The sequence below is a fragment of the uncultured Chitinophaga sp. genome (assembly GCF_937874145.1).
Lineage (GTDB): Bacteria > Bacteroidota > Bacteroidia > Chitinophagales > Chitinophagaceae > Chitinophaga.
Genome location: NZ_CALNBI010000231.1, coordinates 1 through 16,155, shown reverse-complemented (window position 1 = coordinate 16,155; position 16,155 = coordinate 1). Strand labels below are relative to the sequence as shown.

The following is a 16,155-nucleotide window of genomic DNA, read 5'->3' as shown; positions in this document are numbered from 1 at the left end:
CACCACGCGCCCGGTGGTCATGATCACGGGGTAATCCGCATCCACGGGGTCCATACTGGGATGGTACTGTACCGGGTTGAAGTGCGCTTTGCCATCCGGCGTTTTGAACTTCCGGTCTTCCCAGAGCCGCGGTGTGCCGGGATGATCCAGGTCGGGGCAGGGCCAGAAGACGCCCATATTCTTTTCGATCTTTTCGTAAGTGATGCCATAATAATCGGCCGTACCGCCTTTGGACGCTACGCGCAGTTCATTGAACACGGCTTCGCTGTCCGCAAACGCGAATTTATCCCCCGCACCCAGCCTGCGCGCCAGTTCCATGATGATTTCAGAATCCGTCCGGGCGCCTTTGGGCGGGTCCACGGCTTTGCGGATGCGCACCACGCGGCCTTCCGCCGTAGTAACGGTCCCTTCTTCCTCTTCATGCAGGGATCCGGGCAGGATGACGTCGCAATGGCGGATGGTTTCGCTCAGGAAAAAGTCTATCCCCACATAAAACTCCAGTTTCTCCAGGGCTTCCCTGACATAGTTATTATTCGGCAGCGACACCAGAGGGTTGAAACAGATGGAAATCAGCCCCCTGATCTCACCGCGGTGAATCGCTTCGATGATTTCGTAAGCAGTGAGGCCCTTGCCCGGGAGCTCCTTTTCGTCGATGCCCCAGACTTTCGAAATATACGCGCGGTGCTCCGGGTTTTCGATATCCCGGTTCCCCGGCAGCTGGTCGCACTTATGCCCGTGCTCCCGGCCACCCTGCCCGTTACCCTGACCGGTGATGGTGCCGTACCCGCAATAAGGTCGCCCCAACCGGCCGGAAGCCAGCACGATATTGATGCAGCTCAGCACATTCTCCACGCCTTTAGTGTGGTGCTCGATCCCCCTGGCGTGCAGCAGGAACGAAGTGGCTGCCTTGCCCCAGAGCTTCGCCGCCGCTTCAATCTTTTCCTTTTTGGTGCCGGTAATCTCCTCCGCCCACTCCAGCGTATAATCCTTTACGGCTTCTTTAGCCGCATCGAACCCGGACGTGTGGTTATCGATGAAATCATGGTCCAGCATGTCGTGGACGATCATATAATTAAGGATGGCGCCGAACAATGCCGAATCCGTTCCCGGCCGGATGTCGAGGTGAATGTCGGCCGTGCGTGCCAGCGGTATCATGCGCGGATCAACCACGATGATCTTTCCGCCGTTGTCGCGCGCCTGCCACAGCCACCAGGTAAGCGTGGGAAAGGTCTCAGACACGTTGGCACCCGTTACAATGATCACCTCGGCGTGGGCAAGGTCGGAGTAGTTATTGGAAGTCCTGTCCAGCCCGAAAGCCTTCTTGTTCCCCGCCCCTGCGGATACCATGCAAAGGCGGCCGTTATAATCCAGGTTCTTTGTTTTCAACGCGGTACGGGCAAATTTCCCCATCATGTACGACTTCTCGTTGGTAAGGGACACGCCCGACAATACGGCAAACGCATCATTTCCATATTCCGATTGTATCCGCTTGATTTCCCGCTCGGTTTTATCCATCGCTTCATCCCACGACACGGGCACGTATCCCACGCCGGGTTTGTTGACGAGCGGGGAAGTAAGCCGGTCGGGGTGATTGTCCTGCATATACCGCAGCACGCCTTTCGGGCAGAGGCGCCCCTGGTTGAAAGGGAATTCCATCCAGGGCTCGAACCCTACTACTTTATTGTCTTTGGCGAGCAGCTTGATGCCGCATTGCATCCCGCAAAAACAGCAGTGAGTTTCCACGATCTTGTCGGGCTCGTCTCTTCCGGGTATCCCTTCCGGTTTGGGAAAGTGAAGGCTGGGTCCAAATTTTTCGATGATCTGGTCTACGGGCGTCGGAAGTTTAGCCATATCCTGTCTGTTTATTTATGGAGATGCGGTTTTCACAGTTGCAGTCAGCCGAAATACTTGCCGGATGCTTCCCTGGCGTTCAGGTGCGCCCTGGCGAGGAGGTCGCGCTTGCCCTCCGGACTGTAATCCAGCAGGGATTCCCCCTTTTCGTTTTCCAGGTTAAAACCCATTTTGGCGGTGATCGTTTTCAGGTCTTTGATATGCAGCCGGGTAGCAAATTCCCTGCCGGTGATTTTGCACACCTGCATGCCTTTGCGTTTTCCTACTTCACGGTAGATATGCGCGCCGATCTGTGCAGGTCGCTGGATGATGTGGAAGAATTTCCCGAAAGGCATCCATATAAGGAAAACAATAACGCAGAAAGCGTGTGTAACGGCCATGAACTCGAACGTCTGCCCTTTCATGAACTTATAATCGAGCGTAAGGCCGAGGCCCGTCAGCGATACCAGGATCAGGAGCAGCAGCGGCAGGATATCTCCTTCGAAAGTCTGGACGGCTATGAGCCCGGGGGCTTTCAGCCTTTTTTGCAGGAAGTAGGTGGCACCGATGATGACCAGCAGGGAACACCAGTTAAGAGCGCCGAATGCAAAGAATGCGGTGATGGATTCGACAGGAAAGTTCATCACTTCGAACCCGAAAAAATGGGCGGTGTAAATGTTCGGCGTGGATGGATCAAGGCCGGATTCCGGCACCAGGGTGAAGTGGATCCAGCCGAACGTCAGCGGGATGGTAATAGCAAATGCCAGCGTACATCCCACGGCCATAAGCAGGTGCGCCGCGCCCCGCTTCATTCCCCTTTTGAATATAAAGCGCTGGGAAACGATATTGCGGAAGAAATCTTTCGCCGTATAGGCGAAGAAGTGAAGGAACTCCCTCGAGAACAGGACCCGGAAGCTGCGCCAGAAATACACGCTGGTAGGTGGGCGCTGGATCCACACCGTGTAGCGGTACACGATGCCGAAAACGGCGAACAGGGTGCCAAAGAGATAAGCCACCAGGGCGGCGTCGAAATTCTGCAGGTCCCTGGAACCCGCCCAAACCATCAGGAGTGTGATAAGCGTTGCCGTTAAAGCCACTGCGAATGCTCTCAGGTCTAGTAATTTTCGCATACTTTAAATATAAGATTTCAAGGACAAAACGAGAAATATTTTTGTGCCGGCAAGCGGTTCGTGTTTATACATATATTTGTACAGATGAGGTTGGCATTGTAAAACAGGACAAACAATAACGACGTAAAATTGTTCATTGCATGAACCAGAATTTATCTGCTGCCCACAGAATCCTTTTCCTCAACACACTGGCTTTTACCATCTGTTTCGCCTGCTGGACGCTCAACGGTGTTTTGGTGACTTACCTTGTCGACAATGGAATTTATAACTGGACGGTCATCGAAACCGGCTGGCTCCTCGGCATCCCGATCCTGTCCGGCTCCCTGATGCGCCTGCCCATGGGTATCCTGACAGACAAATTCGGCGGGCAACGGGTGTATTCCTCCCTACTGCTGCTCTGCAGCATTCCCATGTTCCTGCTGTATTTCGCTGACTCCTACTGGATGTATTTCCTGCTGAGCGCGCTCTTCGGCATGGTAGGCACCAGCTTCGCAGTGGGCGTGGCATTTACGTCGGTGTGGTATCCGAAAGACTGGCAGGGCCGTGCGCTCGGCATTTTCGGGATGGGCAACGCGGGTGCGGCGCTCACCACTTTCCTCGCCCCCAGCCTCCTCAATTCCCTTTCGGAAAGCGATCCGCAAAACGGCTGGAGGATCCTGCCGCTGATCTATGGCGTTATGCTCGTGATCATCGGGCTGGTATTCCTGTTCATGGTGAAGAATAAAAAATCAGGCGCCCAGCTTAAAACGGCCGGCCAACTGCTGGGCCCGCTCGGCAAAACAAGGGTCTGGCGCTTCGGGTTATATTACTTCCTCGTTTTCGGAATGTTCGTCGCGTTTTCGCAATGGCTCCTGCCCTACTTCGTCAATGTTTACAAAACATCCCTCGTACTGGGCGGCCTGCTGGCCGCGGCGTTCAGCCTGCCGAGCGGCCTCACGCGGGCATTGGGCGGATACCTGTCCGACAAGTTCGGCGCGCGGAAAGTAATGTACTGGGTGTTGACGTCGTCCCTGGTTTTAAGCGCCCTGCTGATGCTGCCTAAAATGGAAATCCTGACCCCGGGCAAAGGCGTTTCCGCCAATAAAAACGGAGTAGTAACGGCCACCGCACCCGACAGGATCGTAGTGGGCGACCAAACTATCGCCATCCAACCCAAACCCGACATTCCCGCGAATACTTCCATCTTCCCCCGGAGCTTCTCCTGGCAGGAAGTACTCGTGCGGCAAAACGACCAGGTGCAGAAAAAACAGTTGCTGGCCCAGGGCGTCACACTCATCAAATTCGAGGCGCACGTGGTCGTGTTTACGATCCTCGTAATCCTGATCGGCGTGATGTGGGGCATCGGGATGGCGGCTGTATACAAACATATCCCCGAGTACTTCCCCAACGAAGTCGGAGTCGTCGGCGGTATGGTAGGCCTGATCGGCGGACTGGGCGGCTTTGTGGGGCCAATCCTTTTCGGGTACCTGCTGGATGTTACCAGCTTATGGACCAGCTCCTGGATTTTTGTCTTCGCCCTGTCGGTGATTTCGCTGCTGTGGATGAACAACGTCATCAGGAAGATGACGCATAAGGAAGCACCGCATATCAGGGATAAAATCGAACCCTAACTTTTCCAATAAACACGAAACCCGCTCATTGAGCGGGTTTTTCATTTATTAAAGCATATCATTTCCTTTCTTCCTTCACCATGCATTCCGCATTTGCCACCTTCATGATGAAGTAAGGATGTTTCGCCTTATTTTCTCGGATCATGATGAAGAAGGGTTTATCGAAATGCATCAGTTTGCGGGGCGGCGGAACAGGCATATCCATAACGGCGGCGGCCGCATCCACTACGGCGGCGCTTTCCACGATAACACCTTTTTCATCGAGCGCGAAGAGCGTTTGTTGCTCCGCGGTTCTGATCAGGAGCGTTTGCCCCCGGCTCACTACCGGCAAACTGATCAGTTCCCGGATATCGCCGGCCAGGTTCATTTTGAGCATCGGGATTTTTAGTTCATCTTCGTCGTTGAACACAAACTTCCAGGCCTGCCTGTCATCCTTCATTTCCTTTTTCCCCTCAGCTATCGCGCGTTCCACGCGGCTGCGCATGACCGACAGCTGCTCGCCACCGGCAAAACCTTTCGCCAGCAACATTTCATCATTCTCCGGGCCCGCCACAAGCGAAACAACGAAGTGATCATCGTCTTTGTAATACAGCACGCTCGCCTGCGAGGCCTGCGGGTAATCGTAACGCTTCATCCCGAAAGCGCGGACCCGTTGCTTCTTTCCAAACAGCATTCCTTCTTCCCATACATCAAAAGCCACGGAGAAAGGCAGCGATTTGTAAAAAGAGGCTTTCACGCTCAGGTCGTCGCCCTGGACCTGCATATTGACCCGGTACGCCTCCTTGCGCAAAGCGCCTTCGTGGATATCGGAGGCATTCAGCCGGCGGACCAGCGGCTCCGTGCTTTCAGGGTCGCCACCGAGAATGCGGGACAGTTCATCCCAGGCCAGGGCAAAGCTCGCGGCATATACGATATTGTCTCCCGGTTCGCCCGGATGATCGGGGACGGGTACAAAGGCGGTCCGCATAGAGGAATCCAGCCGTTTTACAGCAGGGAAGCCCGTGGTATCGGGACCGGAACCGGGACCGGCGTTGTTATGGCAGCCCGCCGCCAGCAGTAAAAGCAGCGGATAGAGAAATGGTTTTCGCATAGGATGAGCTTGGTTGGGTGATTACAGGTCCTTCTTTCCCAGAAACGTTCGTTTCAGCCAGCGTTTTATCCGCTTGGTGGTTTTGTTATACCTGCGCCAGCGGTTCTCCAGGTCGTGTTCCTGCGAGAGGAAAACGAAATCGGCTTCGCGTACCGGCTGCATCTGTGCGGGATGCGTGATGGGCAGGTCCATTTCCACGATGGGCATGGCCGCGTGCGGATTGGCGGTTTCGGTGGTGTGGGTGGCCCCTTCCCCGAAACCGATGTTGCTGATCAGGTTCACGTTCGGCACCAGGCAGCGGCCGTTTTCGAAGAAAGACAGGAAGTTGAACTGGTAATCCCAGGTATCGATGTTGCCGGCCTTCAGCTGCCCGAAAATATTCCGCCAGTCGTGCACCATGAAACGGTCGCCGAAGACCTTTTCCAGCACCGGCACTACATCGCTTTCGGGGAAACGGCTGAGCTCGCGGTCGTATTGCTGCCAAACCCTGCGCCAGGTGGCCCATCCCCAAACATTGGTGTAGCGCGAAACATAATAGCTTGCATCGCCCCATTTACGGCCCATTTGCAGGTTGGTGCCGGTTATGGAGAAGATGGATGCATCGTTGCGGTAGCGCTCCAGCATTTCGTCGCAGTAAGTGAAAAAGCTATAGGCGGGGAAACAGTCGTCTTCCAGGATAATACCTTCGGGCTCGTTTTCGAAAAACCAGGTGATAGCATCGGATACGGCTATTTTGCAGCCATAATTCACGTCGCAGAAGCGGGTTTTGACTTCGCAGTCCCAATCTACCAGCTGCGCGATCTCGCGGACCTGCCGGCAGGCATCGGCGTCCCCGGGCCGGGAAGCGCGGGGGCCGTCGGCCGCGATGTACAGTTTGTCGGGTTGTACTTCGCGGATGCGGGAAAACACTTTCCGGGCTTGTTCCGGCCGGTTGAAAACGATAAACAGGACAGGGGATTTTGCTTTATAAGCTGGCATACGAAGGTATTTGAACTTCGCCGCCAAATTAGGGATTACGGTTCAAGGGGACAAATTATATATTATTTTTGCCTTTCAACTATGACGAAAGATACAAACGTTCAGCCGAAGGTAACCATTGTTATTGCGACATTCAACGCGGAAGCGCACCTCCCGGAATGCCTGGCATCTATTGCAGCGCTGGCGCTGGATGCGCTGGAAGTGGTGGTGGTCGACGGCGGCAGCACCGATGGCACGCTGGCCCTCCTCCGCGAAAGCCCCTACCCGTTCCTTCGCTGGATCAGTGAGCCGGACAAAGGGATCTATGATGCATTAAATAAAGGCGCGAAGATGGCGCGCGGCGCCTGGGTGCACTTCCTCGGGTCCGACGACCGGTTGCTGCCGGGGTTCGCGGAGTTGTACCATCAATTAAAGGACCCGCACACGATCTATTACGCCAACAGCGAAGAATGGTACAGCGGGGAAGGGAAACCGAAATACCACCTGCTCGGCGGGAAATTCAACAAATACCGCATGGCCAAATATACCGTCAACCACCAGGCCATCGTGTACCCTTCGGTGGTTTTCAGGGACCATGCCTATAACCTCAAATACAAGATCCTTGCGGATTATGCGCTGAATATCCAGCTGTGGGGCAGCCGCCGCTTCAAGAAACAATATCTCCCACTTTACATCGCCAAATACAATATGAACGGCTTTTCGTCGGACATCGAGGATTACGTTTTCAAGGCCGACAAGCCGGGGCTGATCCGCCGGCACCTGGGACTGGTGGTGTATTGGCGTTACCTGCTGAAAGTGATGAAAAAGAAGCGGGAAGGGCACCACGACTTCTGATCAGTTCATCCTTTTGCCGGTAATGGGATGGATGGTGTTGTTGCCGTTGTTTTCGGCGGGATGGATGTGGAAAAAGCTGACAGGGTGTACGCGCAGGGCCTGTGCGAACTCCAATAACGTGGAAAGCTGCGGGTCTACGTCCGCCCGTTCAATTTTGGAGATATCTGCATGATCGACAAGGCACAGCGCGGCGAGTTTGCGGAGACTAAGCCCTGCAGACTGCCTGATCTTTCTGATATTCTGACCAATGGCTTTCCTCTCTATATGCTGGTTGCCGTTCGCCATGCAATTGCGGCAGCCAAATTGATTTTTTTCTTTCCAAAAGTTGTTGGGCCTTGACCCAACAACGCATAATTTCCTTAACTTTCCATTGACAAACGCACCTGACTCCATGCAACCGACCACTGCCGAACACCCCGTCCACCAGAAAATACTGCGCTTTTTGGAGCAGCTGGAACCGTTGGGCCCCACGTTCGTGCATGTCCGTCTGACCGGCAACAATTCCCATTATTTACGCCAGGTAGCGGTCCGTCCGGTGAGAGTGGATAAGGAACCATACACTTCCCAACATTATTTTCCCGCTTCCGCCATTTCATCCAGCGTGATTATCCTCGCAAAAGATGATCCCCCACCAAAAACATTTTAATCAATGGATTTATATTACGACCGGGTATTCCTGCCCGGTTTTTTTTATTTGAATAACCCGTAACACTTTCATTTCTAGAAACGGATACCTATTTTTATAAATATTAAATTTTATTTAATCCCTTACACTGCACATCCACATGAAAAAACTGCTATTGCTGTTTGGCGTATGCCTGACGTCGACCTGTGCCTGGTCTCAATCCTTTATGCACGGCGCCGGGGCCGCCCTCTTTTTCGAGAAGTACCAGGGTGTTGAATCCAGCACCACTTCCGCAGGCTTCACCTACTCCCCGCGGTTCAATTTCGTAGAATCGGAAAGTATGTCCGTTTCCGTAGGCATCCCGATCAGTTTTGCCTTTGCCGGCAGCGGATCGGTCAATTCCCGGGAGGGCGCTTCCGAAAATGCCAAGTTGGGCATCCTCATCAACGCGCCCGTGGTGGTGAACCTCAACTTCGGCGCCGGCTCCTCGCCCGACAACGAAAACCGCGTGGGCGGCTTCATCGGCGGCGGCGGCGGCTTCCATTGGGGCGCTTCCACCGATCAGCTCGATCAGAACGGCAACGTGAAAAACGTAGGCGGCACCACCTTCGGGTACACGGGCAACGCCGGCGTGCGCTTTGCCATCGGCGACATCGGCAACACCATCGAAATCAAAGCCTCCTATTTCAAAGGCGTCAACGAAAACAAAATGGACCTTATCGGTGCGGCGGTGATCTACAACTTCTGATCCCGTTCCCTTGCACGAAAAAGGCTGGTCACATAGACCAGCCTTTCTTATTACAACAAATTATAATTCAATCAGGTATGCGGCTCCCCCGCTACAAATCCAGGAACTGCCGCGTTCGGTTGATGCGGAGGTCGCGCAGGATGCCGGCTTTCGGGTTGATGGTGATGCTGAACTGGCGGTAGCTGCCGAAGGGCACCAGGTTGATGCTCATCTGCCAGCAGTGCAGGTCGCGGGAGATAGTGAGTGTGGTGTAGGAGATTTGTTTCAGCCGGAAATCGAAACCGCTGCTCATGATGATCTTCCACTTGGGCGTCAGGCTGAAGTCGCCGTTGAAACCCAGGAACTGCGTGAAAATGGTGGTATCGCGCAGCAGGTCAGCCGAGCGGCCGCGGGTATAGTTAAGGCTGTAAGACAGGTCTAACCGCCAGGGAATATCGAAATCCACGTAATCGCCGGGGTTGGCGCGCATCATTTCCAGCTGGCGTCGCTGCTCTTCCAGCTGCGCTTCCGGCAACGCCCCTTCTTCCTCCATTTCCTCTTTCTGCCGCTGTTTCTCCTTCGACTTCGGATCCTGGCTCTGGAACGACGTGCTCAGCGCGATATTCGCATTGGTGAGGCGCCCCAGGCTGAAGTTGTCCCCATTCCAGGCGTAAGCATCGATCCGGCGGCCAAACTGGTTCACCTGGTAGGGATCGAAAGTACCGCTGGCGGAAATGTTCACCTTGTCCCACAGGTTGGTGCGGGCGTTGAGCATGAAGGGCGACAACTTGAAGCTGTCCGCCACCAGGTTGTAACTGGAGCTGATCCCGAAACCGTCGAGGATCTTCACTTTCCGGAATCCTGAAGTGTCTTTGCTGGATTTCACCTTCATTTCCAGGTTGTTATCGATCCCGAAGGTCAAACCCGCGAAGGTTTGATTGGGAGAACCGCCGAAGGGGGCGCCCTGGTAGTAGCTGTAGAGTATTTTACGGCCCTGGGCATCGACCTGCAGGGAGTCATATTCGTTGGCGGCGAGGTTGGGCGAATAGTTGAACCCGACGTTGGGGCGCATCACGTGGCGGATGGCCTGCACCCGCGATTTCTTGCTTTTAAACCCGTACATCCCGTAGATGGCCGTGCTCAGCGAGGCGCCGGTAGACATGGCGCTGCTCCGGAAGAAACCGTTCTCGTAGGTCGTGTCCAGGTTCTGGTCTACCGGGTTCCAGGCCAGGTGCTGCTGGCGGATGTACCATTTTTCGGTGTAGTTGACGTTCGGCGTCATGATGATGTTCCGGGTCAGTGGGATGGACAGCGTGATGGGGATCTGGTGCTGCATACCGGCCTGCAGGTTGTCGAACATTGCGGCCGTGCCGAAAGTGGAGTCGGCGAACCTTACGTTGTTGCGCAGCAGGGCGTTATAGCTCACACCGATCTTCTCGTACCATTTGGGGTTGCCGACCATTTCCTGGCGCTGGAACGGATACAGTGTATTGACGTTGAACGAACCGTCGGGGAAGTTAATATTATATTGACGGGTCAGGTTGTTCTGGTTGTGGTTGGCGGCGAGCGTCAGGTTGTAGGGCTTGCCTACCCAGCTCTTCGAATAGTTGATGGACGACGACATGTTGTTGTTCAGCCTCCTCGATGCGTCGAACACGTTGTACTGGTTGAAGGTGGAAGTGCCGAACTGCACGCTGGCGCCGAAGTTGGTGCCGGGCCGGGCCTTGCCGTCCTGGCTATGGCTCCAGGAAAACTGGAAGTCCTTTGACCGGGTGAAATCCTCCTTTACTTCCTGGTCGCCCGTTCGGGTGAGGGCATAGGAAAAGTTGAAGCCGCCGTTATATTTATACCGTTTGCGGTAAGTGGGGCTGATGGTGGTGCCCCAGCTGCCGTAGGAGTAAATGTTGGCCCGGAGGGTGACATCGAGGTATTCGCCGAGGCCGAAGTAGTACCCCCCGTTTTCGAGGCCGAGGCCTTTTTGCTGGTTCACAACGTATTGCGGGGGCAGCAGGCCGGTTCGCTGGCCGGAGCTGATCGGGAAAATGGCAAACGGGATGAACAACGGCGTTGGGATGCCTTCGATCTCCAGGTTCGCCGGTCCGGACACGATCAGTTTATTGGGAATTACCTTGATCTTTTTGGCGCGGAACGAGAAGTGCGGCGTATCCAGGTTACAGGTGGTGTAGCCGTTGCGGAAACCGAAAATGGTGTTGTCCGGCTGCTTTTTCACTTTATCGCTGGCCACAAAACCTTCGCCGTATTGAGCACGGGTTTGGTAGATCATGGCTTTCCCGGTATTAAAATTGTACTGGACAGAATCCATCTCGGAACTGGTGGCGCCGTCGTTCAGTGCGGCCTTATCCATGGGTTTGCCGGCGGTGTCGAGGCCCATGCGGGAAGTGAGGATGCCGGTGGCCTGGTTGAAGTCCATCGTGTTCCCCGTGAGCTGGGTGTTTTCGTATTTGACGTCGGCTTTTTTATACAGGCGGAATTCTTTCTTTTTGACGAGCATCACGATGGAGTCTTCCGCTTTGTAGTTCACGGGAGCGGTGAGGCTGTCTTTCGAAAGGCGGACACCGGTGGTGTCTGTTTTCACGGCAGCGGTATCGAGGCGGATAGAATCGGCGGTTGCCGGAGGGATGGAATCGGGCACGGGCACGGGGCGCGGGCGGGAAGTATCGGCTTCCAGGGCCTTCCGGTCGGGAAAAGTGACAGGATGCGGTTGCGGTACGGTGTCTGTGAAAATTTTGTTAAAGTGAACCGGCTGAAACCCGGCAGCAAAGGCTATTTCGTCTTTCAGCATGGACCAGGCCGTGAATAAAAGTACGATCAGCGGCAGGAACCGCCGCCTTAAAAAGTTTTTTAAATTATTTTTGCAGAAAGGGTCCATGTGTTAAGCGGGCACAAACCTACATGATTTTATACAAATTATTACATTAGTCATAAAGACAAAGTCATGCAGGCGCGGCGGCAGGGAACGGACCTTAAAAGACAGGAACTGACTCAACCCATTAAAACATAGTATTGACATGCGCTGGAAAAGAGTTTTATTTTCAGGATTAGGCATAGGACTGCTCTACACCTTTTTCGTTCAAGCAAAAATTGCACCGGATTACGGCCCGCCGGTACAGGATAAGCCTATACGGACCATCGTGGTCGACGCCGGCCACGGCGGCAGCGATCATGGCGCCCGGGGGAATTTCTCCAGCGAGAAGGACATTACGCTGGACGTGGCCCTCAAGCTCGGCAAGCTCCTGGAAGAGATGTTCCCCGACGTAAAGATCGTGTATACACGTAAAACCGACCGTTTCGACGATGTGAACCGCAAGGCCGCCATCGCCAACGAGGCCAAGGGCGACCTCTTCATCTCCATTCACGTCAACGCCGCTCCCGATATCAAACGCATTGTGGGCTACAAAACCCAGACTTACCGCGATAAAAAGAAACGCAAGCGTACCCGCAAGGTACCCATTTACCGGTCTTCCCCCAATCCCGCCAAAGGTACGGAAACCTATATTTGGGCAACCAGCAAGAATAACGCGAAATCCGAATCCCTCCGGAACAACTCCGTGATCGTGTTCGACGCCAATTCCGAGGAAACGCAGCAGTTGATGGACACCAAGGACCCGGAGACCATTATTATGCTCAACACCCTCCGCAACGCGTTCTTCGACCAGAGCCTCCGCCTGTCGAACCTCGTGGAAGATGAGTTCACCAACGCCGGGCGTATCAGCCGCGGCGCCCGCCAGCGGAACGAGAAGGGCATCCTGGTGCTGCATGCCACCGCCATGCCCAGCGTGCTGGTGGAACTGGGCTTCATCAGCAACCCCGAGGAAGAGAAATACCTGAATTCGGCGGACGGCCAGCACGAAATGGCGGGCTGCATCGCCCGTGCGGTAAAAAGATATAAGGATGAGCTGGAAGGGCGGCACAAACCGGGCAGCACGGCTCCCCGGCAGGAAGAGCCCGCTCCGCAACCGGCCACTCCCCCGCCCGCGCGGGTAAATCCCGCCCAGGAGTCCCCCGCTGCCGGGGGGCCCTCCGCCGCGGCAGACGACAAAACAGACTTCCGCGTACAGCTGCTCACTACCGAGAAAGTGTACACGTCCAAATCATCGCTCTTTAAAAACCTGAAAGGCGTGGAGCGCGAAACGCTCCGTCAGAAAGGGAAAAGCATTAATAAATATATATGGGGCAACTTCCGGACGGAAGCCGAAGCCAACGCGGCCCTGTACAAAGCCCGGAAAAACGGGTTCAAAGACGCATTCGTGCTCACCTACCGGAACGGTGAGCGCATCGACTGACCCCTACGCCCCCATCTGGCCCGCCTTTTGCATTAATTCTGTTACCTACGACTGACGCACCATTGTTTTGACTATTTTTGCAAACGAACTAATTCTACCCGATGCTGAAAGTTAATAATGAAACGAAAGTAGGTATTCTGACCGTGATCGCCATCGTGCTGCTTGTGCTGGGGTTCAACATCCTCAAAGGCAGAAGCCTCTTTTCCACTAAAAAGACCATCTACGCTGTATATACGCAGGTAAACGGCCTGCAGCCCTCCAACGCCGTTATGGTCAACGGTTTAGGAATCGGCACCGTTCAGAGCCTCGAAGTGATGGACCAGCGCGCAGGGCGCATCCTTGTTACCCTTCAGATCAATAAAAACATCGAAATCCCCAAAAACTCCGTGGCCCGTATCAGCGCCGACCTGCTCGGCACCCGGAAAGTGGAAATCGATTTCGGGAACACCGATGAAGTCCTCAAAAACAAGGATACCATCTACGCCGCGGTCGACGGCTCCATCACCGACGCCCTGAAAGAACAACTCTCCCCCCTCGTAAAGAAACTGGAAACCACCCTCGGCGCCGTGGATACCCTGCTGCTGACCGTCAACTCCGTGTTCGACACCGCTACCAAGCACAATATCCGACAGGCGGTGGCCGGCCTCAACGGCACGCTCAACAACCTTAACAACGCCACGCGCAATATCAACGGCATGCTGGCCGACGGCGGCAAGATCTCCGGCACGTTCGATAACTTCAACGCCGTGTCTGCCAACCTGAAGAACAATAACGACAAGATTTCCAATATCCTCACCAATTTCGACAAGGCGTCCGGCTCGCTTGCCGGCGGCCAGATCGATTCCACCCTTGCTTCGCTCCACAGCACCATTTCCAGGCTGAACGAAGTGGCAGGGAAGATCAGCAGCACCGACGGTTCGCTGGGGCTCCTCATGAACGACCGCCAGGTATACAACAACCTCCAGCATTCGCTCGGCAGCCTCAACAAGCTGCTGGAAGACCTGCGCTACAATCCCTGGAGATACGTACACCTCAGCGTGTTCGGCAGAAAAAACAAGGTAGTGCCCATTCCTTCTGACAGCGCCACCGCACAATGATAACAGCGAAAATGTTCAAACTCACGATACCAGGCCTTGTTCTCATCGGCGGAATAGGCGCGGCCGGGGCCATGGCCTCACCCGAAACTTCGCCGGGCCGGTACCACGCGCGCTTCCAGGAAGATACCACCAAACTGATCCACCTGATTAAAGCGAACAGCTTCGTCAATCTCCGGACCGACTCCAGCGAGGAACAACGCTTCGTGGGCGATGTGGAATTCCGTCAGGGCACCAGTCTGCTGAATTGCGACTCCGCGATGCTCGATAAAAGCAAAAACATCATCTATGCCTGGGGGCGCGTGCACCTGAACCAGGCAGACAGCGTACATACGTATTCCGACGAGCTGACGTATTATGGAACAGAACGCAGGGCCGTGCTCACGGGTAACGCCAAACTGACGGATAACAAGATTATCCTCACCTCCCCTGCCATCAACTACGAGCTGAACAACAAAATAGGGACTTACGACCAGGGCGGGAAACTCGTCAACGATTCCACCGTGCTGACCAGCCGCGAAGGAATCTATTACGGGCAAACGAAGGACGTATATTTCAAAAAGGAAGTAGTGGTGATCGATCCGGGGTTTACGCTCGGCACCGACACGCTCATGTACAATACCGAAACCAAGATCGCGACCATCATGGCGCCGACGACGATCAACGACGGCAAAATGACCATGTACGTGACCGACGGGTATTACAACACCGACCAGGGATACGGCCAGTTCGGCCAGCGCCCGGTGATAGAAGACAGCACCAATACCTTCACGGCTAATGAAATCCAAACCGACAAGGCTACAGGCATTTCTATTGCAACGGGAAATATGATCTGGCGCGACACTGCCCAGAAAATCGCCGTGCTGGCCAATTACGGCATCATCAACCAGCAACAGAAAACGGTACTGGCCACCCAACAGCCTGTAACGCTCATCGAAGGCAAAACGGATACCCTGTTCGTGCGGGGCGACACGCTGTTCTCCGGCGTGATTCCCAGAACGATCGACAGCGCGGCGCTGCAGGCCGACAGCCTGGGCGTGCTCGTGCAAAAAGATACCACCGCGCAACAGGACACCACTGAAAAGCGGTTCATCATCGCCTATCACAACGTGAAAATATTCTCCGACTCGCTGCAGGGCGTGTGCGACAGCCTGTATTATTCCGGCGTAGATTCCACGTTCCGGTTGTACCGCGATCCCGTATTGTGGGCTAACAGCAACCAGCTGATCGGGGACACGATTTTCCTGTTCACCAAAAACCGCAAGGCCGACCGCCTGCTGCTCGACCACAATGCGATGATCATCAATGAAGTGGGGCCCGATATGTTCAACCAGATCAAAGGCAACACCATTCTTGGTTATTTCGGGGAAGAAAAGCTGGATTCGATGTACGTGAACGGCAACTCCGAGAACGTGTATTACGTGCAGGACGACGACAGCGCTTTCATTTCCGTGAATAAGCTGCTGACGGCCAACACGCGTGTATATTTCGAGAAAGGCGAACTGGAAAGGATCGTCTTTGTAAAAGAACCCGAGGGAACGATGTATCCCCTTTCCCAGATCCCGCAGGAAGAGAAGAAACTCAAGGGATTCCGCTGGGAAGTTGGCCGCAGGCCGAAATCCAAATACGAACTGCTCGGCCAATAATTTTTCACCTAAATCCATCTGATGAAGCTATTCTCCATTAAGGACCGTTTACTATCACCTATCTGGCAATTTCTGCATGACAGCCGCGCCGTCGGCATCGTACTCATAGTATGCACGGTAGTATCCATGATTTTGGCAAACTCCGCATGGGGAACAGGTTATACGACTTTCTTTTCCGATCTTTTCGACCCGCAGACCGGCCACCATCTCGAATGGAACGGTTTGCACCTGCCCAATTCCTGGTTGTTGTGGATCAACGACGGGCTGATGGTGCTGTTCTTTTTCCT

14 protein-coding genes are annotated in these 16,155 nt (G+C 54.5%); 8 read left to right on the top strand and 6 right to left on the bottom strand.

The window, feature by feature from the left end; genetic code table 11:
- Together Q0510_RS11315 and Q0510_RS11310 are read right to left on the bottom strand one after the other, a co-directional pair.
- The coding region (locus Q0510_RS11315) for a molybdopterin-dependent oxidoreductase (RefSeq protein ID WP_298711349.1) at nt 1-1,851 on the bottom strand (1,851 nt) is incomplete at its 3' end.
- A gap of 44 nt (nt 1,852-1,895) precedes the next feature.
- Nucleotides 1,896-2,960, bottom strand: coding sequence for a hypothetical protein (locus tag Q0510_RS11310; RefSeq protein WP_298711346.1), 1,065 nt, complete (start codon nt 2,958-2,960; stop codon nt 1,896-1,898).
- Nucleotides 2,961-3,100: 140 nt separating this feature from the next.
- Here Q0510_RS11310 and Q0510_RS11305 point away from each other — a divergent pair, with 140 nt between their 5' ends.
- Nucleotides 3,101-4,570 (top strand): nitrate/nitrite transporter, encoded by a 1,470-nt coding sequence (locus Q0510_RS11305; RefSeq protein WP_298711343.1) that lies wholly within the window; start codon nt 3,101-3,103, stop codon nt 4,568-4,570.
- A 58-nt stretch (nt 4,571-4,628) separates the two neighbouring features.
- Here Q0510_RS11305 and Q0510_RS11300 read toward each other — a convergent pair whose 3' ends face one another.
- Together Q0510_RS11300 and Q0510_RS11295 are read right to left on the bottom strand one after the other, a co-directional pair.
- A complete protein-coding gene (locus Q0510_RS11300) occupies nt 4,629-5,660 on the bottom strand; it encodes a serpin family protein (protein ID WP_298711341.1) in 1,032 nt (343 codons plus the stop codon).
- Between the two features lie 21 nt (nt 5,661-5,681).
- Nucleotides 5,682-6,638: a hypothetical protein gene (locus Q0510_RS11295; protein WP_298711338.1), complete on the bottom strand. Its 957-nt coding sequence runs from the start codon at nt 6,636-6,638 to the stop codon at nt 5,682-5,684.
- A gap of 81 nt (nt 6,639-6,719) precedes the next feature.
- On the opposite strand from Q0510_RS11295, the gene Q0510_RS11290 reads away from it, so the two are divergent.
- A complete protein-coding gene (locus tag Q0510_RS11290; RefSeq protein WP_298711335.1) occupies nt 6,720-7,472 on the top strand; it encodes a glycosyltransferase family 2 protein in 753 nt (250 codons plus the stop codon).
- Here the strand turns inward: Q0510_RS11290 and Q0510_RS11285 are convergent, their stop codons facing one another.
- Complete coding sequence (locus Q0510_RS11285) at nt 7,473-7,757, bottom strand: helix-turn-helix transcriptional regulator (RefSeq protein ID WP_298711334.1); 285 nt, start codon at nt 7,755-7,757, stop codon at nt 7,473-7,475. It lies immediately after the preceding gene.
- 106 nt (nt 7,758-7,863) lie between these two features.
- On the opposite strand from Q0510_RS11285, the gene Q0510_RS11280 reads away from it, so the two are divergent.
- The gene (locus Q0510_RS11280; RefSeq protein WP_298711331.1) at nt 7,864-8,118 is read left to right on the top strand and encodes a hypothetical protein; all 255 of its coding nucleotides are present in this window, start codon (nt 7,864-7,866) and stop codon (nt 8,116-8,118) included.
- Between the two features lie 139 nt (nt 8,119-8,257).
- Nucleotides 8,258-8,845: a hypothetical protein gene (locus tag Q0510_RS11275; RefSeq protein WP_298711328.1), complete on the top strand. Its 588-nt coding sequence runs from the start codon at nt 8,258-8,260 to the stop codon at nt 8,843-8,845.
- 91 nt (nt 8,846-8,936) lie between these two features.
- Here Q0510_RS11275 and Q0510_RS11270 read toward each other — a convergent pair whose 3' ends face one another.
- Nucleotides 8,937-11,627 (bottom strand): putative LPS assembly protein LptD, encoded by a 2,691-nt coding sequence (locus Q0510_RS11270; RefSeq protein ID WP_298711326.1) that lies wholly within the window; start codon nt 11,625-11,627, stop codon nt 8,937-8,939.
- A 226-nt stretch (nt 11,628-11,853) separates the two neighbouring features.
- On the opposite strand from Q0510_RS11270, the gene Q0510_RS11265 reads away from it, so the two are divergent.
- The 4 genes from Q0510_RS11265 to Q0510_RS11250 form a co-directional block, all read left to right on the top strand.
- The gene (locus Q0510_RS11265; protein WP_298711323.1) at nt 11,854-13,128 is read left to right on the top strand and encodes an N-acetylmuramoyl-L-alanine amidase; all 1,275 of its coding nucleotides are present in this window, start codon (nt 11,854-11,856) and stop codon (nt 13,126-13,128) included.
- 101 nt (nt 13,129-13,229) lie between these two features.
- The gene (locus Q0510_RS11260; protein WP_298711321.1) at nt 13,230-14,225 is read left to right on the top strand and encodes an MlaD family protein; all 996 of its coding nucleotides are present in this window, start codon (nt 13,230-13,232) and stop codon (nt 14,223-14,225) included.
- 11 nt (nt 14,226-14,236) lie between these two features.
- Entirely contained in the window at nt 14,237-15,868 is a 1,632-nt protein-coding gene (locus Q0510_RS11255; RefSeq protein WP_298711318.1) for an OstA-like protein, read from the top strand.
- Between the two features lie 21 nt (nt 15,869-15,889).
- A partial coding sequence (locus Q0510_RS11250; RefSeq protein ID WP_298711315.1) for a Na+/H+ antiporter NhaA occupies nt 15,890-16,155 on the top strand: 266 nt, incomplete at its 3' end.